Annotated in this window: 14 protein-coding genes; 6 read left to right on the top strand and 8 right to left on the bottom strand. The window is 69.7% G+C overall.

Annotated elements, in window-relative coordinates; genetic code table 11:
• Window positions 1–36: 36 nt before the first annotated feature.
• The 6 genes from rhaI to BJ964_RS24050 form a co-directional block, all read right to left on the bottom strand.
• Window positions 37–1,188 carry an L-rhamnose isomerase gene (gene rhaI, locus BJ964_RS24025; protein WP_188122782.1) on the bottom strand — a complete coding sequence of 384 codons (1,152 nt, stop codon included), beginning with the start codon at window positions 1,186–1,188 and terminating at the stop codon, window positions 37–39.
• Window positions 1,185–2,216: an ABC transporter permease gene (locus tag BJ964_RS24030; RefSeq protein WP_188122783.1), complete on the bottom strand. Its 1,032-nt coding sequence runs from the start codon at window positions 2,214–2,216 to the stop codon at window positions 1,185–1,187. Before BJ964_RS24030 ends, rhaI begins: the two co-directional genes overlap by 4 nt.
• Window positions 2,213–3,208, bottom strand: coding sequence for an ABC transporter permease (locus BJ964_RS24035; protein WP_188122784.1), 996 nt, complete (start codon window positions 3,206–3,208; stop codon window positions 2,213–2,215). The genes BJ964_RS24030 and BJ964_RS24035 overlap by 4 nt, the downstream gene beginning before the upstream one ends.
• 112 nt (window positions 3,209–3,320) lie before the next feature.
• Window positions 3,321–4,826 carry a sugar ABC transporter ATP-binding protein gene (locus BJ964_RS24040; protein WP_188122785.1) on the bottom strand — a complete coding sequence of 502 codons (1,506 nt, stop codon included), beginning with the start codon at window positions 4,824–4,826 and terminating at the stop codon, window positions 3,321–3,323.
• A gap of 3 nt (window positions 4,827–4,829) precedes the next feature.
• Window positions 4,830–5,858, bottom strand: coding sequence for an autoinducer 2 ABC transporter substrate-binding protein (locus tag BJ964_RS24045; protein WP_188122786.1), 1,029 nt, complete (start codon window positions 5,856–5,858; stop codon window positions 4,830–4,832).
• Window positions 5,859–6,137: 279 nt separating this feature from the next.
• The gene (locus tag BJ964_RS24050; protein WP_188122787.1) at window positions 6,138–7,004 is read right to left on the bottom strand and encodes a DUF3618 domain-containing protein; all 867 of its coding nucleotides are present in this window, start codon (window positions 7,002–7,004) and stop codon (window positions 6,138–6,140) included.
• A 607-nt stretch (window positions 7,005–7,611) separates the two neighbouring features.
• On the opposite strand from BJ964_RS24050, the gene BJ964_RS24055 reads away from it, so the two are divergent.
• Window positions 7,612–7,767, top strand: a complete 156-nt coding sequence (locus tag BJ964_RS24055) for a hypothetical protein (RefSeq protein WP_188122788.1) — start codon at window positions 7,612–7,614, stop codon at window positions 7,765–7,767.
• Window positions 7,768–8,065: 298 nt separating this feature from the next.
• On the opposite strand, the gene BJ964_RS24060 is transcribed toward BJ964_RS24055, so the two are convergent.
• Complete coding sequence (locus BJ964_RS24060; RefSeq protein WP_188122789.1) at window positions 8,066–8,482, bottom strand: phage holin family protein; 417 nt, start codon at window positions 8,480–8,482, stop codon at window positions 8,066–8,068.
• 441 nt (window positions 8,483–8,923) lie between these two features.
• On the opposite strand from BJ964_RS24060, the gene BJ964_RS24065 reads away from it, so the two are divergent.
• The gene (locus BJ964_RS24065; RefSeq protein ID WP_188122790.1) at window positions 8,924–10,654 is read left to right on the top strand and encodes a serine/threonine-protein kinase; all 1,731 of its coding nucleotides are present in this window, start codon (window positions 8,924–8,926) and stop codon (window positions 10,652–10,654) included.
• 3 nt (window positions 10,655–10,657) lie between these two features.
• Here the strand turns inward: BJ964_RS24065 and BJ964_RS24070 are convergent, their stop codons facing one another.
• Complete coding sequence (locus BJ964_RS24070) at window positions 10,658–11,992, bottom strand: aminotransferase class I/II-fold pyridoxal phosphate-dependent enzyme (RefSeq protein WP_229806883.1); 1,335 nt, start codon at window positions 11,990–11,992, stop codon at window positions 10,658–10,660.
• Between the two features lie 59 nt (window positions 11,993–12,051).
• On the opposite strand from BJ964_RS24070, the gene BJ964_RS24075 reads away from it, so the two are divergent.
• The 4 genes from BJ964_RS24075 to BJ964_RS24090 all read left to right on the top strand — a co-directional run bounded on the left by BJ964_RS24075 (window position 12,052) and on the right by BJ964_RS24090 (window position 17,645).
• On the top strand, window positions 12,052–13,536 hold the full coding sequence (locus BJ964_RS24075; protein WP_188122792.1) for a CoA-acylating methylmalonate-semialdehyde dehydrogenase: 1,485 nt from the start codon (window positions 12,052–12,054) through the stop codon (window positions 13,534–13,536).
• Between the two features lie 10 nt (window positions 13,537–13,546).
• The gene (locus BJ964_RS24080; RefSeq protein WP_188122793.1) at window positions 13,547–14,884 is read left to right on the top strand and encodes an aspartate aminotransferase family protein; all 1,338 of its coding nucleotides are present in this window, start codon (window positions 13,547–13,549) and stop codon (window positions 14,882–14,884) included.
• Between the two features lie 155 nt (window positions 14,885–15,039).
• Complete coding sequence (locus BJ964_RS24085) at window positions 15,040–16,476, top strand: gamma-aminobutyraldehyde dehydrogenase (RefSeq protein ID WP_203832768.1); 1,437 nt, start codon at window positions 15,040–15,042, stop codon at window positions 16,474–16,476.
• Window positions 16,477–16,520: 44 nt separating this feature from the next.
• Complete coding sequence (locus tag BJ964_RS24090; protein WP_188122794.1) at window positions 16,521–17,645, top strand: ABC transporter ATP-binding protein; 1,125 nt, start codon at window positions 16,521–16,523, stop codon at window positions 17,643–17,645.
• The last annotated feature ends 2 nt before the right edge of the window (window positions 17,646–17,647 follow it).

A 17,647-nucleotide genomic window follows, 5' to 3' on the forward strand; every position in this document is an offset into this window, starting at 1 on the left:
CCGGGCGGACGGTGCCCGGGGCCGATTCGCGGAGGATTACGCTCCCCAGCCCGCCTGTGTGCCACCGACCCGCTCGGCGGCCACGCTTTCCGCGTACCCCGTCTCCTGGAAGGCCTTGACCGGATCGCGCGGCAGGCCCCGCGCCTCCCGCCGGTCCGCGAGAGCGGACCGCACGTCGGTCTCGTAGGCGTCCATCAGCACCTGATGCGCGCCCAGCACGTCACCCGCCCGCTGCGCGGCGGCCAGCGCCTCCTGGTCCACCAGCAGCGCCTTGGCCAGCGCCGACTCGACGTTGAGGACCGAGCGGATCTGGCCCGGGATCTTCTCCTCGATGTTGTGGCACTGGTCGAGCATGAAGTTGACGCCCGACTCGGGCCGGTGCGCGCCCGCGGCCACGATCTCCGACATGATCCGGAACAGCTGGAACGGGTCGGCCGAACCGACGATCAGGTCGTCGTCGGCGTAGTAGCGCGAGTTGAAGTCGAACGCGCCCAGCCGGTTCTGCCGGATCAGCTGCATCACGATGAACTCGATGTTCGTTCCCGGCGCGTGGTGGCCGGTGTCCAGCACCACGGTCGCCTTCTCGCCCAGCGCCAGGCAGTGCAGCAGCGAGGTGCCCCAGTCGGGGATGTCCATGGTGTAGAAGTGCGGCTCGAAGAACTTGTACTCGAGCAGCATCCGGTGGCCGTCGTCCATCGCGTCGTAGATCGTCCGCAGCGACTCGGCCAGCCGGTCCTGCCGGCCGCGCAGCGAGTCCTGCCCGGCGTAGTTCAGACCGTCCGGCAGCCAGATCTTCAGATCCGTCGAGCCGGTCTGCCGCATCACGTCCAGGCACTGGAGGTGATGGTCGACCGCCTTGCGCCGGACCGCGGCGTCCGGGTGGCACAGCGAGCCGAGCCGGTAGTCGTCGTCCTGGAACAGGTTCGAGTTGATCGCGCCGATCCGCACGCCCAGCTTGTCGGCGTGCGCCCGCAGATCCGGCCAGTCGTCCACCAGGTCCCACGGGATGTGCAGGGAGACCCGGTTGGCCAGGCCGGTCACCCGGTTCACCTGCGCGGCGTCCGAGATCTTCTCGTACGGGTTCCGCGGCCCACCGGGACGGGTGAACACCTTGAACCGGGTGCCCGAGTTCCCGTACGCCCAGCTCGGGACCTCGATCGTGAAGCCGTCGAGTCCGTCGAGGTTCATGATGCGCTTCCTCCGTACTTGCGATTGGTGAGCCCGTTCAACAGCGCGGCGAACACCAGCACCGCGCCCAGGGCGAGAAGCTGGTACTGCGAACCCTCGTTACCGACGAAGGCGAGCAGGATGCCGGCGTTGAGCCAGACGATGAGCAGCGTCGCCAGCACCACGCCGGCGACCCGGCCGATACCACCGGTGATCGCCACCCCGCCGAGCACGGCGATGGTGATGGCCGGCAGGGCCATGCCGTTGCCGGAGACCCCGGCGTCCGGGCGCGCCGAGGCGAACTGGCCCACGGTCACCACGGCCACCAGACCCGAGATCAAACCCGCATAGACGTACGCCTTGAAGCGCGTGTCCTTGACCGGAAGCCCTGCCCAGCGAGCGGCGACGTCGTTGGTGCCGATCGCGTAGAGCCGCCGCCCGTAGGCAGTCCGGGCCAGCAGCACCCAGACCGCGACGACGGTCGGCAGCAGGAACGTGAAGATGCCCAGCGGGACGTCGGGCACGTACTGGCCGAACAGCGGCAGCTCCACCGACTTGCTGATGGAGAACAGCTCCTGGATCGGCTCGGTGCTGATCGGCTGCTGGTCGTTGATCACGATGGCCAGCGACTTGTACGCGTAGAACGTCGCCAGCGTCGCGATCAGCGCCGGGAACCCGATGTACGACACCAGGAAGCCGTTCACCGCGCCGAGCAGCGCACCGAACCCGGCCGTCGCCAGGATCGCCAGCCACAGCGGCCAGCCCCACTCGCCGTACGCGAAGCCGAACACCATGCCGGCCAGCGACACGATCGCCCCGACGCTCAGGTCGATGCCGCCCCGGCCGGACAGGATGACCAGCATCTCCGCCAGGCCCAGCATGGCCAGCGGCACCGCGGTGATCAGCGCCGCCGACATGTAGTCGAAGTCGTACGGCGCCGTCAGGTAGCCGCCCATGTCGTTGATGAAGAACGTCACCACGACGGCCACGATCAGAACCGCGAGCAGCGCGATCCGCTGCGTGAGAAGAATCCGGACCGCCCTGCTCACCGGTTCCTCCTCGCCCGGGCACGCAGCAGGTCGGCCCCGACCGCCACGATGATGAAGATGCCGACGAACAGGTCGGAGAGCTGCGAACGCCAGCCCAGCTGGGTCACCCCGGAGGCGACCGACTGCACCAGCAGCGCGCCGAGCAGGGTGCCGAGCACCGAACCGCGGCCGCCCATGATGCTCGTCCCGCCGATGACCACCGCGGCGATCACCGCCAGCTCCTTGCCGGCGCCGACCGACTGGTCCAGCGTCGAGGTGCCCTGCGCGATCACGAAACACGAGGCCAGGCCGACCAGCAGGCCGGTCAGCACGTAGGCCAGCAGGACCCGGCGCTGCACGCGCACACCGGCCAGCCGGGCCGCCTGCGCGTCGCCGCCGATCGCGAAGAAGTGCCGGCCACCCGCCGTGTGCCGCAGCCACCACCAGGCGGCCGCCGTGATCAGCACGGTGATCAGGAAGGCGTGCGGGACGCCGAGAGTGCGCCCGTCCGGTCCACGGCCGAAGAACGCCAGCGTGCCGGGGATGCCGTTCACCGTCCCGGAGCCGAAGATCCGCAGGCCCAGGAACATGAACAGGTTCGCCGTACCGAAGGTGATGATGATGGCGTGCACCCGGCCGTAGGCGATCAGCACGCCGTTGACCAGGCCGAGCAGAGCGCCCGCCGCGACCGACAGCAACACCGCCACGGCGAGGCCCACCTCGGCCTGGACCAGTGCTTTCGCGGTCAGCACGGAACAGACCATGATCGCGCCGCCGACCGAGACGTCGATGCCACCGGTGATGATCACGATGGTCATGCCGACGCCGATCAGCGCCACCGGGGCGGTCGCCACCAGCAGCGGCTGGATCGAGCCGGCGGTCAGGAACGCCGGGGTGCTCACCGCGAGCGCGGCCCACAGCACGGCGATCACGCCGACCAGCACCACCTCCTGGCCGGTTATGGGTGACGGCAGCACCCGCTTCCTGATCTTCGCTTCCGCGACCGCGGTCATTCGCTGCCTCCCGCGGCGGTCGTCGGTCTTGTTCCGCTTCCGCTTCCGCTTCCGCTTCCGCTTCCGCTTCCGCTTCCGCTTCCGCTTGTTCCGCTTGTTTTGCCGCTCGCGGTCATTCGTTTCCTCCCGCGGCTGCGGCCAGCAGGTCCACCTGGCTGGCGTCCGGGCCGAACTCGTCGGTCGTCGTGCCGCCCCGCACCACCTGGATGCGGTCGGCGATGCGCAGCGCCTCCGGCAGGTCCGAGGTCACCACCAGGACGGCGGTGCCCTCCTCGGCCAGCTCGGTGATCAACCGGTGGATCTCCTCCTTGGCGCCGACGTCGACACCCTGTGTCGGCTCGGCCAGCACCAGCACCCTCGGCCGTTCCACCAGCTGCCGGGCGAGGACAACCTTCTGCGCGTTGCCGCCGGACATCGCGCTGATCGGCTGCCGTTCGTGCGGCGTCTTCACCGCGAGCCGCTCGATCAATTTCAGCGCGACGGCCTTCTCCCGCGCCCGGTCCACCCAGACGCCGAGTCTGGACAGCAGCCGCAGATGACCCGCGGAGATGTTGAAGGCGATCGACTGGAAACCGAACATCCCCTCGACCTTGCGGTTCGCCGGCAACAGGGCGATGCCCAGTCGCTGTGCATGCTCGGGGTTCTTGATGTTGACTTGCGTTGAGTCGACTAGAAGCTGTCCATGTGTAGCGCGATCAATGCCGTACACACATGCAGCGATCTCGGATACACCCGAGCCGACCAGTCCGTACAGGGCGACGATCTCGCCGGCCCGCACGGTCACGTCGACGTCGCGGAACTTCCCGGTGCGGCCCAGGCCGCGCAGCTCCAGCGCGGCCGGTCCCTCCGGGACCTCACGATGCGGCCGGGCGTCCGACAACTCCTCGCCGACCATCAGGTGCGCGATCTGACGCACGCTCAGATCCTTGATCGGGTACGTGCCGATCGTCCTGCCGTCACGCATGACCGTCACCTCGTCAGCGATCCGGAACAGCTCGTCCAGACGGTGCGAGATGTAGATGACCGCGACACCGGTGGCGGTGAGCCGCCGGACCACGTCGAAGAGCACCTCGATCTCGGCGTCGGTCAGGATCGCCGACGGCTCGTCGAGGATCAGCACCTTCGCGTCGGCGGCCAGCGCCTTGGCGATCGAGACCTGCTGCTGCTCGGCCACCGAGAGGGTGCCGACCTCGGCGGTCGCGTACCGCTCCGGGAGGCCGAGCAGCTCCAGCAGCTCGACCACCTTCGCGTTCTGCGCCGCCCAGTCGACCTTCCGGAAAGTCGATCGGATCTCCCGGCCCAGGAAGATGTTCTCCGCCACGGTCAGCTCGGGGAACAGCTGCGGCTCCTGGTAGACGGTGGCGATGCCAAGCGCGATGGCATCGGTGGTGCTCCTGATCTCGGCCGTCACGCCCTCGAACTCGATCCGGCCCGAGTCGGCGGTCTCCGCCCCCGCCACGATCTTGATCATCGTGGACTTGCCCGCGCCGTTCTCACCGACCAGGGCGTGCACCTTGCCCGCCCGTACCGTGAAATCGGCGTGCTGAATGGCCCGGACCGCGCCGAACCGCTTCGAGATAGCGGTCAGGCGCAGTCGGGGCGTCGTTTCGTCGGCCATCGATCAGTAGTTGAACTTGTCGACGTTCTGGTCGGTGATCGCCAGCGCCGGGCCGAGCAGCAGCATCTTGTCGGCCTCGGTGTAGGCGACCGCGGACAGCTCGCTGGACACGTTGTTCGTCGCCGCGAACGGCTTGCCCTGCGCGATCTGCGCGCCGGCCCACGCGGTCAGGTAGCCGAGGTTCTCGACGTCCCAGAGGATCGCCGCGCTCGACGACTTGTCCTGCAGGTACGGCTTCATCGCCTGCGGGGTGCCCAGGCCGACCGTGAAGACCTTGCCGATCTTGCCGGCGTCCTTGACCGCCTGCGCCACACCCGGCGCGGACGAGGTGCACTCGCCGACCAGGCCGGTCAGGTCCGGGTGCGCGTTCATCAGGTCGGTCGCCATCTGGGTGGCCTTCGCCTGGTCCTCACCGGCGTAGACCACGTCGACGATCTCCGCCTCCGGGTACTTGGTCTTGGTGTACTCCTGCTGCACCTTGATCCAGGCGTTCAGGTTCTCCGCGGTCTGGCCGCAGGAGACGATCGCGTACTTGCCCTTGCCGCCCATCTCCTTGAGCAGCGCGTCGGTCAGCCCTTCGCCGATGCCCTGCGCGGTGGCCTGGTTGACGAACACCTCCCGCACACTGCTCGGCGCGTCGGTGTCGGCGGTCGCCACGTGGATGCCGGCGTCCTTGGCCTGCTGGAGCAGCGGGGCCATCGAGTCCGGGTCGTTCGGGGCGACGATCAGGGTGTCGACCTTCTGCTGGATGTACGACCGGACGATGTCGGCCTGCGCGGCCGCGTCGGCCTGCGTCGGACCCTGGTAGAGCCACTCGACGTTGCCGAGCGCGGCGGCCGCCTCCTTGCCGCCCGCGTTCATCGCCTCGAAGTAGGGGACACCCTGCAACTTCGGGACGAAGGCCACCTTGTACGTTTTATCGCCGGACCCGCTGGAAGCGGCCGTGTCGGTGTCGTTCTTCTTGGTACAGCCGGACAGAGCTATGGCGGCCGTCGTGGTGAGCACGACGGCGGCGGTGAACCGAGGGCGCATGAAGCCTCCCGAAGAGGAATTCTTGAAACGTTCTAGCTGAGGTGTGACTCACGTTACGAGGCAGTTAGGGCAGGGTCAAGAGTTGATTCTCCGGGTGCCCTTGATTCCCGCTTCGAGTAGGCCAATTGCCCCATGGTGTCTTATGAGACGTTTCAAGGCTTGCCCTCGGCCGTGACGTGGCGGCCTGGCCGTGACGTGGCGGGCTGGCCGTGACGTGGCGGGCTGGCCGTGACGTGACGGGGCCCCGCCGGGGTGCGGCGGGGCCCCGTCAGTGAACGGTCAGCGGAGTCTCCGGATGACCGCCACGGCGATTGCGGCGATTACCAGGCCTGCGCCGATCAAGAGGTAGCGCTGCCGCTTCTCGGGCATCCGGTCCGGCAGCGTGCCGATCGCCGACGAAGCGCGTTCGCGCATCGTGCCGATCGCCTCGGAAGCGCGCCCGGGCAGAGTGCCGATCGCGGTGGTGGCACGCTCCGCCGCATCAGCGGCGCTTTCGGCGAGGTGGGTGCGAGTCTCCGCCGTGGCCTGCCGCATCCGGCCGTGCTCGGCCGGATCAGCCGCCCGATGGCCGTGCTCCTGCCCGGCTTTGCCGGTCAGTGAGCCCATCACGTCGCTCGCTGCCTCCTTGAGCCGGGTCGGTTCGGCCTTCGAGGCCAGGTTGCCCGCCGACTCCGCCAGCCGGCCGCCCTTGTCCGCGACCGTCGCGGCGATCTTTCCGCTCTTCTCCGCCACGGTGTCGGACACCTTCCCGCTCTTCTCGGCCACGGTGTCCGTGATCTGCCCGCTCTTCTCCGCCACGGTGTCCGTGATCTGCCCGCTCTTCTCGGCCGCGGCCTGCTTGACCCTCCCGGGCACGTCCATCTTCGCGGCCAGGGCCGCTGCCGTCTCGCCCAGTTCGGCCCGGGTCTGCTCGATCTCGGCGCGCAGTGCATCGGCCTGCTCCGAGGCGTCCCCACCGTCACCGTTGCGGGCTCGCTCGGCCGCGGCGTGCACTTCCTCGTCCCGCCTTTCGGTCCGTTCCGCGTTTGCGGTGGTCGAGGTCTTGCCCGGCTTGTCCTTCGGTGCCGCGTGGGCGCCGGCCGGGGCCTCGCCCCGCTGGTGCGTGCTCGCCGTACTCGATGTTGCTGTGTGCTCGGCCGTTTCCACGTCATGCGCCGGGCGGGTGGCTGCCGCCTGTGGTCCAGGCGCGCCGGTGCCCATCTCCGCGACGTGGGCTCCGGCGGGGCTCTCCGTGCCCGGTGCAGCGTCGGAAGCGGCTCCCGTGCCGGATATGGCGCCGCTTCCCACCGCGCCCGTCGTTGCCGTCGAGCCTGGTGTGGGCACGGTCGCCCGGCCGGTTGCCCGCATATCGGCCGCCTCGGGGGAGCCGGTGCCCGGTCTCGAGTGACCACTCGCGGCGAGGCTCGACGGTGTCGGCTTGGCCACCGAACCTGTACCCGACGTTGTCGCCGGTTCGCGCGCGCCCTTCGGTGGGGTGGATTGGGGTGTATTCGTGTTGGGCGCTGTTGCCGGGTGACCGGCCCTGGAACCTGATGATGGTGTGGGTCTGGCCGAAGTGCTTGATGGGCTGCCGGTCCCGGAGCTTGTCGGTGGTGCGGGTTTGGCGGCCGCGCTCGTGCCCGTTGATGACGGGCTACCGGACCCCGAACCAGGCCTGGGCCTCCCGGTGCTGCTCGCTGCGGGTGGCGGCGTTGGCTTGGGTGTGCCGGCATGGCGCGGAGATTCCGTGTGACTGGACGGGATGCTTGGCGGTGTGGGTCTGGGTGTCCCCGGACCGCCGGAACGCGAGGTGCCCGCCGATGGGGTGCCCCTCGTGGACGACGCCTTTCCCGCAGTCTCGGCGGCGCCGATGGTCACCGTGCTGCGTGAGGCCGGTCCCGGAGTCACGGTGCTGTGTGCGGCGCTGTGAGCACCCGTTGCGGGTGTCGGTTTGCTGTGTGCGGCCGGGGCGTTCCGGGCGCCGGCCTGATCGTTCCGCATACCGCTGGTCGGCTTGTTCGTCGCCGACCGGCTCACCGGGCTCGCCCCCGAATGTCCGGTCACTTCGCCCGTGCCCGGCTCACCGCTGCTGGCCGGTGTCTTCGTGGTCGCGTTGCCCGCGGCGGCAGTCGGGGCGGCGTTGCCGGGCGCCCGGGGTGGGCCCGGCTTGGGCCGGTTGCGGCTGGAGGAGGACCGGCGTGCCTCCGCGTGGTTGCCGTCGGAGGCGTTCATGAGTGAGTCCCACGCCGGGCAGCCGCCATGAACTCGTTCACGTCCTTGCGGCCGCTGGCGATCGCCGCGTCAGGAACCGGCGGTACCGCCTCTCGTATCTCCCGTTTGCCGGCGATCCCCGTGATCCCGGCGGCGCAGAGCAGAATCACCGTCACGGTCAGGGCAGCCGCCCACATCGGCATGACCATCGACAGGGCCGCGACAGCGGTGAACAGCAGGGCGCCCATCCCGTACAGCGCGATCACCCCGGCTCCGCCGAGCAGGCCCGCACCCTTTCCGGCCTTTTTGCCTTTGTCGACCATTTCGATCCGGGCGAGTGCCAGTTCGTCCCGGGCCAGGGTGGACACCTGCTCACTGAGCTGACTGACCAACTCCGCAGTCGATTGGTCGTTTCGTGGGTCTGTGTGGGTCATTGTCCCCCTCCGTCCTGCACGGTTCTCCGCGACTGACGTACCCCGGCCAATGCTGACTAATCGCCCTCCCCGCCTCGCAAAATGCCGGAAAAATCATTAAACGTCGGATTTACGGCGCAGGGCTGGCCCCGCCAGATGGGCTCGGTCTCCAGGAGCGTGGTCGTGGCCATCGACGAAGCGGGAACAGAGCGAGCGCTGCCGCGGCCTACCCGGCGCCGGACAGCGTGTCCGGTCCCGGCGTTCCGGCTATCGGGCGCTCCGGTTGGCCGGGGCGACCCGCGGCCAGGTTCTCCGGGCGGTGGCCCGGGTCCTCGCTGTCGGCGCTGCCACGATCCCGGCCGCCCGCCTGGTCCGCCGCCATTCGCCGGCCGGCCCGGCGACCTGACGACAGTGGATGGGGGGCTCGCATCGCGGGTGCGCCTGGCGGGTATAACGGTGCTCATGCCTGATGCGCCCGTGCTCCTCGCCGGACGGTACCGACTGGGTGAGAGCCTCGGCCGCGGAGGAATGGGGCAGGTTCGGCTCGCCCGGGACGAGACCCTGGTGCGCGACGTCGCGATCAAGGAGATCGACCAGCCGCTCGGCGGTGACAGCGCGAGTTCCGCTCGGCGCACGCTCCGGGAGGCGCGTGCGGCGGCCCGGATCAGTCACCCCAACGTCGTCCAGGTGTACGACGTGCTGCAACTCGACGACCGCACCTGGATCGTCATGGAGTACGTGCGGTCACGGTCGTTGCGGGAGGAGATCGCCGAGCGGGGGCGGCTCGATCCGTACCGGGTGGCGCGGATCGGCCTGGACCTCCTCGCCGCCCTGCGTACCGCACACCGGCTCGGTGTGGAGCACCGCGACGTGAAACCGGCGAACGTGCTGCTCGCCGACGACGGACGGGTGCTGCTCACCGACTTCGGCATCGCGGCCGTCGACGACGACGGAGTGATCAGCCGTTCCGACATCCTGGTCGGTTCGCCGCAGTTCATGGCCCCGGAGCGGGCGCAGAGCGGCGCCGGCGGCCGGGAGGCCGATCTGTGGTCGCTCGGCGCGACGCTGTACGCGGCCATCGAGGGCCAGGCGCCCTACCAGCGAAGCTCCACCATGGCGACACTCGCCGCCCTGGCGACCGAGGATCCCGACCCGCCGAAGCACGCCGGTTCGCTTCGGCCGCTGCTCGACGGTCTGCTCAGGAAGAATCCGGCCATCCGTCTCACCGCGGAGGACGCCGAAAGCCTTCTCCGCACCATTCTCGCCAACCTGTCGCCGGAGAGCGGCCCGAACCGGCGGGCCGACGGCAGGGTTCCCCACCCACGGGCCGCGAGCGATCCACTGCCGGCCGCGGGCGCAGCCGGCGCTACCGGAGACGGCGAGCCCGGCGACGCTCTGGCGCCCGAGGACGAGGCGCTGCCCGGCGAGAGCGCCATCGTCGCGGGCGGCGCCGACGAGGCCGGCCGGCCGAAGGACGCCGCGGGAGAGGGCGCCCCGGCTGCTGACCCGGTGGTGGGTGGAGCGATGGTTCGGGCGGCGCCAGGCCGGCCTCGTCGCCTGATCCTGGTGGCCGTGGCGACCGTTGTGGTCCTTCTGACCGGGGGGATCTGGCTCTTCACCGGCCGGGGTGGCGGAACCCCGGCGGCGGACGAGAAGAAGACGGGCGCTACCGCCACGGCAGGCACCCCCGAAGCGACTCCGTCGCGGGCACCGGAGAGCGCGCCGGCCACACAGCCGGCGGGGGACGGGCGACCCGTGCTGCCGGCCGGCTGGGAGCTGTACACGGACCGGACGGGTTTCTCGCTGTACGTACCGAAAGGCTGGAGGCGTACGAAGGAGGGCACGCTCGTCTACTTCCGTGGGGACGGCAAGGTCCTCGGCATCGATCAGACGAACAAGCCCCGGTCGAACCCGGTGGCCGACTGGCGTGAGCAGGCCCGGAACCGGGTGTCGGGAGGCGACTTCCCGGGTTACCGGGAGGTGCGGATCGAGGCGGTGGACTACTTCCGGAAGGCCGCCGACTGGGAGTTCACCTTCAACCGCGGCGGTGCCCGCCAGCATGTCAACAACCGCGGCACGGTGGTACACGACGACAAGGCCTACGGCTTCTACTGGCAGACCCGTGATGACGTCTGGGCCGGGTCGCGCAAGGATCTCCAGCTGGTGTTCGACAGCTTCCGCCCGGCGCGGTGAAGGTCAACGGGGGATCGGCCGGGCAGCCGCCTGAGCAGCCCTGGCCAGATGTTCCGCCACCGCCGCGTGGTCGTCGGTGACCAGCCCGACGGTCACCCGGAGGTGTGGCGTCATGCCCGGCCCGACCGCGAAGGCGGTGCCCGCGGCGGCCCCGATTCCCGCGCTGGCCAGGCTCAGCAAGGCGGCCTGCTCGTCGGCGACCGGCAGCCAGATGTTGAGGCCTTCGCCGGGCGGCAGTGCGATGCCCGACGCCGCGAGGCCGGTGGTGACCAGGCGGCGCCGTCGGGCGTACTCGTCGCGGGCGGCGCGCACGGCCGCGATCGAGGCCGGGTCGGTGAGCAGGCTGAGCAGGAGGTGTTGCAGGAGCCGGCTGGTCCACCCCTGGCCGAGCAGCCGCCGTTCCAGGATCGGGTCGAGCACGGTGGCCGGCCCGCTCACCGCCGCGAGCCGCAGGTCGGGCCCGTGCGACTTGGAGAAGCTGCGCACGTGCACGGTCTGCCGGGGCAGCCTGGCCCCCATCGACAGGAGCGGCCCGGATGCCAGGTCACCGGCGGAATCGTCCTCCACCACGTACACCTCGGGGTGTTGAGCGAGAACCTCGGCGAGTGCGCCGGCCCGCGACGGTGACCACGACGCGCCGGTGGGGTTGAGGGCCCGGGCTTGCAGGAAGACGGCGGCGGGCCGCCGGGCCAGGCCCGCGGCGAGCTGGTCCGGCAGCATGCCGGAGGCGTCGGTGCCGACGCCGGCCACCGTCACGCCGAGTGTTTCGAGCAGGTCGAGCAGCGGGGGGAAGCAGGGGTTCTCGACGAGGGCCAGGTCGCCGAGCCGCAGCAGCGCGGAGGCCACGTGGTCGATGGCGTCCATCGCCCCGTCGAAGATCGCGAGACGGTCGGCGGGGTACGGCCACCGCTCCCGCAGCAACGCGCCCAGTTCGGGCAGGACCGGCTCGTCGAGGTAGCTGGTCGGCGCCGGGGACAGTCCGTGCAGCGCGGGGATCGGGGGCAGGAGCCGTGGATCGGGCACTCCGGTCGACAGGTCGAGCCCGAATCCGGTGGTCTGCCGCAGGGCGGCCCGGTAGCGCCCGGGACCTCCGGCGCCGGGGGTGGCGACGACGGTGCCGCGCCGCCCGTTGGTGCGGATGGCGCCGGCCCGTCGCAGGAGCTGCCATGCCGCGTTGACCGTGCTGGGGGAGAGGTGCAGCTCGGCCGCGACCGAGCGCACGGGCGGCAGTTTGGCGCCTCCGGTGAGGGCGCCTTCACCGACGGCGCGGCTCACCGCCTCGGCGAGACCGCGTGCGCTGGGTTCGGCCAACCGCTCCATGACGGCCTCGTAAAACATTTTGTGACAGTACAACTGCAGCATTGTTCGGTCTAGTGTCGTCACATAACCTCGGCGGCATGATTCACATTGCGCACTGGATCGGCGGCGCGGAGCGTGCCGGCGAGTCCGGCCGGGTCGGCCCGGTCTTCAACCCCGCGACCGGCGAGCAGATCGCCCAGGTCGATCTGGCTTCGGCCGCCGAGGTCGCGGTCGCCGTCGCCAGCGCCAAGGCGGCCGCGAAGGCGTGGCGGGAGGCGAGCCTCTCCAAGCGCTCGGCGGTGCTGTTCAAGTTCCGCGAGCTGCTGGCCGCCCGCACCGGCGAGCTGGCCGCGATCATCACCCGGGAGCACGGCAAGGTGCTCGCCGACGCGGCCGGCGAGGTGGCCCGCGGCCTGGAGAACGTCGAGTTCGCCACCGGCGTCCCGCACCTGATGAAGGGCGGCTTCTCCGAGCAGGCCGCCACCGGGGTGGACGTCTACTCGATCCGCCAGCCGCTCGGTGTGGTCGCCGGTATCACCCCGTTCAACTTCCCGGCTATGGTTCCGCTGTGGATGTGCGCCACCGCGATCGCGTCGGGCAACGCCTTCGTGCTCAAGCCCAGCGAGAAGGACCCGTCGGCGGCGAACTGGCTGGCCGCGCTCTGGGCCGAGGCCGGTCTGCCGGAGGGTGTCTTCACCGTCGTGCACGGTGACAAGGAGGCGGTCGACGCGCTGCTCACGCACCCGGACGTCGCCGCGGTGAGCTTCGTCGGCTCGACGCCGATCGCGAAGTACATCTACGAGACCGGTACGGCGCACGGCAAGCGGGTGCAGGCCCTGGGTGGCGCGAAGAACCACATGATCGTCCTGCCGGACGCCGAGCTGGACGCGGCCGCCGACGCGGCGATCAGCGCGGGCTACGGCGCGGCCGGCGAGCGCTGCATGGCGATCTCGGTGGTGGTGGCGGTCGGCGAGATCGCGGATCCGCTGGTCGAGGCCATCGCGGCGCGACTTCCGAAGATCAGGATCGGCGATGGTACGGACCCGAACAGCGAAATGGGCCCGCTGATCAACGCCCAGCATCGTGACAGGGTCGCCGGCTACATCGCCGCCGGCGCCGACGCCGGCGCCAAGGTGGTCGCCGACGGACGGGACATCTCGGACCGGCCCGGTTTCTTCCTGGGAGCGACGTTGCTCGACAACGTCACCCCGGAGATGACGGTCTACACCGACGAGATCTTCGGCCCGGTGCTGAGCGTCGTCCGCGTGGACACCTACGCCGAGGCCGTCCAGCTGGTCAACGACAACGAGTACGGCAACGGCACCGCCATCTTCACCCGGGACGGCGGCGCGGCCCGGCAGTTCCAGTTCGAGGTGAACGCCGGCATGGTCGGCGTGAACGTGCCGATCCCGGTGCCGGTCGCCTACTACTCGTTCGGCGGCTGGAAGGCGTCGCTGTTCGGCGACACCCACATGTACGGCCCGGACGGCATCCACTTCTTCACCCGCAGCAAGGTCGTCACCTCCCGCTGGCCCGACCCGGGGACCTCGTCCGTCGACCTCGGCTTCCCGCAGACCCGTTGAGGAGGATCCTGTGACATCGGAATCCCAGGTGCGCGCCGATGACCGCGCCCACGTCTTCCACTCCTGGTCCGCGCAGGGCCTGATCGACCCGCTGCCGGTGGAAAAAGCATTGGGCAGCCACTTCTGGGATTACTCAGGCCGCAAATATCTGGACTTTTCCTCTCAGCTCGTCAATATCAACATTGGGCACCAGCATCCGCGTCTTATCGCGGCGATCCAGGAGCAGGCCGCCAAACTCGCCACCATTGCGCCCGCCTTCGCCAACGACAAACGCGGCGAAGCGGCCCGGATGATCGCCGAGATCGCCCCCGCCGATCTGAACAAGGTGTTCTTCACCAACGGCGGCGCCGAGGCCAACGAGAACGCCATCCGGATGGCCCGGCTGCACACCGGCCGGCACAAGGTGCTCTCCACCTACCGCAGCTACCACGGCTCCACCGCCACCGCGATCACCGCCACCGGCGACCCGCGGCGCTGGCCGAACGAGCCGGTCGCGATCGGGGTCGTCCATTTCTGGGGTCCCTACCCCTACCGGTCGCCGTTCCACTCGGAGAGCCCGGAGCAGGAGACCCAGCGGGCGTTGCAGCACCTGCGCGACACCATCGTCTTCGAGGGCCCGGCCACCGTCGCCGCGATCCTGCTGGAGACCGTGGTCGGCACCAACGGCATCCTGGTGCCGCCGCCCGGCTACCTGGCCGGCGTCCGGGAGATCTGCGACGAGTTCGGCATCGTGTTCATCGCCGACGAGGTGATGGCGGGCTTCGGCCGGTGCGGCGAGTGGTTCGCGATCGACCGGTGGGGCGTCGCCCCCGACCTGATCACCTTCGCCAAGGGGGTCAACTCCGGCTATCTGCCGCTGGGCGGTGTGGTGATCTCCGACGAGATCGCCGAGACGTTCCGGGAGCGGCCGTTCCCGGGTGGACTCACCTACTCCGGGCACCCGCTGGCCTGCGCGTCCGCGGTGGCCAGCATGCAGATCTTCAAGGAGGAGGGGATCGTCGAGCACGCCCGCGCGCTCGGCGACGACATCATCGGTCCTTCTCTACACAAGATCGCGGAGAAGCACCCGAGCGTGGGCGAGGTGCGCGGTCTGGGGGTCTTCTGGGCCGTCGAGCTGGTGCGTGACAGGACCACCAGGGAGCCGTTGGTACCCTTCAACGCCGCCGGCCCGGCCGCGGCGCCGATGAACGCGGTGGCCGCCGCCTGCAAGGAACGGGGGCTCTGGCCCTTCGTCCATTTCAACCGGCTCCACGTCGTGCCGCCGTGCACGATCTCGGCGGAGGAGCTGCGCGAAGGGCTGGCGATCCTCGATGAGGCCCTCACCGTGGCCGACGAATACAGCGCCTAAAAAACCGGATTGCGTCGTTGGAACGGGATCGGAGGTTCTGATTCCGTTTCAACTCTGGAAATTACTTCGGATTCCCTTGCTAGCTCACTCGCCGATGTGACAAGGTCCCTCCAGTCCGGGTGAGATCGCCCCTTGACCGGAAGGCCTGAATCCCTGTGAGCACCCCAGTTCCCGTGCTGCGCAACTTCGTTGCCGGGGCCTACACCGACACCGAGGACGGCGTCACGTCCCCGGTGATCGACCCCAGCACGGGGGAAATCTACGCGCAGGCCCCGGTCTCCTCGACGCGGGATGTCGAGAAGGCGGTGGCGGCCGCCGAGCCGGGCTTCGAGACGTGGCGGGACAGCACCCCGGCCGAGCGTCAGCGGGCGCTGCTGAGGATCGCCGACGCGATCGAGGCGCGGTCCGAGGAGATCATCGCGGCCGAGGTCCGCAACACCGGCAAGCCGGTGGCGGCGACCCGCGCCGAGGAGATGGGCCCGCTCCTGGACGAGCTGCGTTTCTTCGCCGGCGCGGCCCGGGTCCTGGAAGGTAGGTCCGCGGGGGAGTACCTGCGGGACCACACCTCCTTCGTTCGCCGTGAGCCGATCGGCGTCTGCGCACAGATCACCCCGTGGAACTATCCGATGGTGATGGCCGTGTGGAAGTTCGCCCCCGCGATCGCGGCCGGCAACTCCGTGGTGCTCAAGCCGTCGGACACCACCCCGGTGAGCACGCTGCTGCTGGCCGAGATCGCCGGTGAGTTCCTGCCGCCGGGCGTGCTCAACGTGGTCTGCGGCGACCGTGACACCGGCCGCGCCCTGGTCACCCACCCGGCCCCGCAGTTCGTGTCGATCACCGGCTCCACCCGGGCCGGCATGGAGGTGGCCGCCGCGGCCGCGCCCGACCTGAAGCGGGTCCACCTGGAGCTCGGCGGCAAGGCGCCGGTCGTGGTCTTCGACGACGTCGACATCGCCGCCACCGCGGAGGCGATCGCCGGCGCCGGCTTCTTCAACGCGGGCCAGGACTGCACGGCCGCCACCCGGGTGCTGGTGCACGAGCGGATCGCCGACGACTTCACCGCCGCCCTGGCCCAGGCCGCCAAGAACACGAGGGCCGGCGCCCCGTCCGACACCGGCGCGTTCTTCGGCCCGGTCAACAACGCGAACCAGCTGGAGCGGGTCACCGGCTTCCTGGACCGGACGCCGGCGCACGCCGAGGTGGCCGCCGGTGGGCGCCGCATCGGTGATCGTGGCTACTTCTTCGAGCCGACGGTGGTCACCGGTCTGCGCCAGCGGGACGAGATGATCCAGGACGAGATCTTCGGCCCGGTCGTCACCGTGCAGACGTTCACCGAGGAGGCCGAGGCCGTGCGCTGTGCCAACGACGTCCGGTACGGGCTGAGCGCCAGCGTGTGGACGCAGAACCACGGCCGGGCCATGCGGGTCTCCCGGCGCCTGAACTTCGGCGCCGTGTGGATCAATACCCACCTACCCTTCGTCTCCGAGATGCCGCACGGCGGATACGGTCACTCCGGTTACGGCAAGGACCTTTCGATGTACGGGTTCGAGGAGTACACCCGGATCAAGCACGTGATGAGTTTCAACGGTTGATCCGCCCCACCCAGATGCTTAATCCACCCTGCTCGAGGTGATAGATGACGACTCCTCCCCCCAATCCGGCCGCTCATCCGGCGATCGAGTTCGTCGGCGTGCGCAAGGACTACCTGTCGCACGGTGAGGCGGTGCCCGCCGTCAGGAGCCTGGATCTGGCGATCGGGCAGGGGGAGTTCTTCTCGCTGCTCGGCCCGTCCGGCTGCGGCAAGACGACCACGATGCGGATGGTCGCCGGCTTCGAGGAGCCGACCGCCGGCCGGGTCATGCTCGACGGCAGGGACGTGACCGGGGTCGCGCCGAACAAGCGTGACGTCAACATGGTCTTCCAGTCGTACGCCCTCTTCCCGCACCTCACCGTGCAGCAGAACGTCGCCTTCGGCCTGGAGCGCAAGAAGGTCGCCAAGGCCGAGATCGCCAAGCGGGTCGGAGAGATGCTCGAGATCGTCTCGCTGACCGGCATGGAGAAGCGGCAGCCCAAGGAGATGTCGGGCGGTCAGCAGCAGCGGGTCGCGCTGGCCCGGGCGCTGGTCAACCACCCGCGGGCGCTGCTTCTCGACGAGCCGCTCGGCGCGCTCGATCTCAAACTGCGCCAACAGATGCAGATCGAGCTGAAGCGGATCCAGCGTGAGGTGGGCATCACCTTCGTCTACGTCACCCACGACCAGGGTGAGGCACTCACCATGTCGGACCGCATCGCTGTCATGAACAGCGGCCTGATCGAGCAGCTCGGCTCGCCGCGGGACATCTACGAGCGCCCGTCGACCCGGTTCGTGGCCGGCTTCATCGGCACCTCCAATCTCATCGACGGCCGCGTGACCTGGACCGACCAGGGTTTCGCGGTCATCGACAAGGGCCCCGGCGAGCGGGTCGTGGTGCCCGTGCCGGGCACCGTGCAGGTCGGCCGGGACCTGGAGGTCTCGGTGCGGCCGGAGAAGATCGATCTACATCGGACGTTGCCCGCCGGCGTCAACGGGAGTCTGCTCTCCGGCACGGTCACCGAGGTGGTCTACCACGGCACCTCGACCAACTACACAGTGGCCACCTCCGATGGAACCGACCTCGTGGTGTTCGATCAGAATGCTCACGATGCAGAGGATGTCGCGTCTCGTGGTGAGCGCGTCTTCCTCACCTGGGCCCCGCAGCACTCGTACCCGATCGGAGTCTGATG

It is taken from the genome of Actinoplanes lobatus (genome assembly GCF_014205215.1).
Taxonomy (GTDB): Bacteria; Actinomycetota; Actinomycetes; order Mycobacteriales; family Micromonosporaceae; genus Actinoplanes; species Actinoplanes lobatus.

Coding starts and splice junctions, on each gene's coding strand:
- BJ964_RS24060 (WP_188122789.1), bottom strand. CDS start 8,482: ATGACCCACACAGACCCACGAAACGACCAATCGACTGCGGAGTTGGTC.
- BJ964_RS24090 (WP_188122794.1), top strand. CDS start 16,521: ATGACGACTCCTCCCCCCAATCCGGCCGCTCATCCGGCGATCGAGTTC.
- BJ964_RS24045 (WP_188122786.1), bottom strand. CDS start 5,858: ATGCGCCCTCGGTTCACCGCCGCCGTCGTGCTCACCACGACGGCCGCC.
- BJ964_RS24040 (WP_188122785.1), bottom strand. CDS start 4,826: ATGGCCGACGAAACGACGCCCCGACTGCGCCTGACCGCTATCTCGAAG.
- BJ964_RS24075 (WP_188122792.1), top strand. CDS start 12,052: ATGATTCACATTGCGCACTGGATCGGCGGCGCGGAGCGTGCCGGCGAG.
- BJ964_RS24065 (WP_188122790.1), top strand. CDS start 8,924: ATGCCTGATGCGCCCGTGCTCCTCGCCGGACGGTACCGACTGGGTGAG.
- BJ964_RS24035 (WP_188122784.1), bottom strand. CDS start 3,208: ATGACCGCGGTCGCGGAAGCGAAGATCAGGAAGCGGGTGCTGCCGTCA.
- rhaI (WP_188122782.1), bottom strand. CDS start 1,188: ATGAACCTCGACGGACTCGACGGCTTCACGATCGAGGTCCCGAGCTGG.
- BJ964_RS24070 (WP_229806883.1), bottom strand. CDS start 11,992: ATGTTTTACGAGGCCGTCATGGAGCGGTTGGCCGAACCCAGCGCACGC.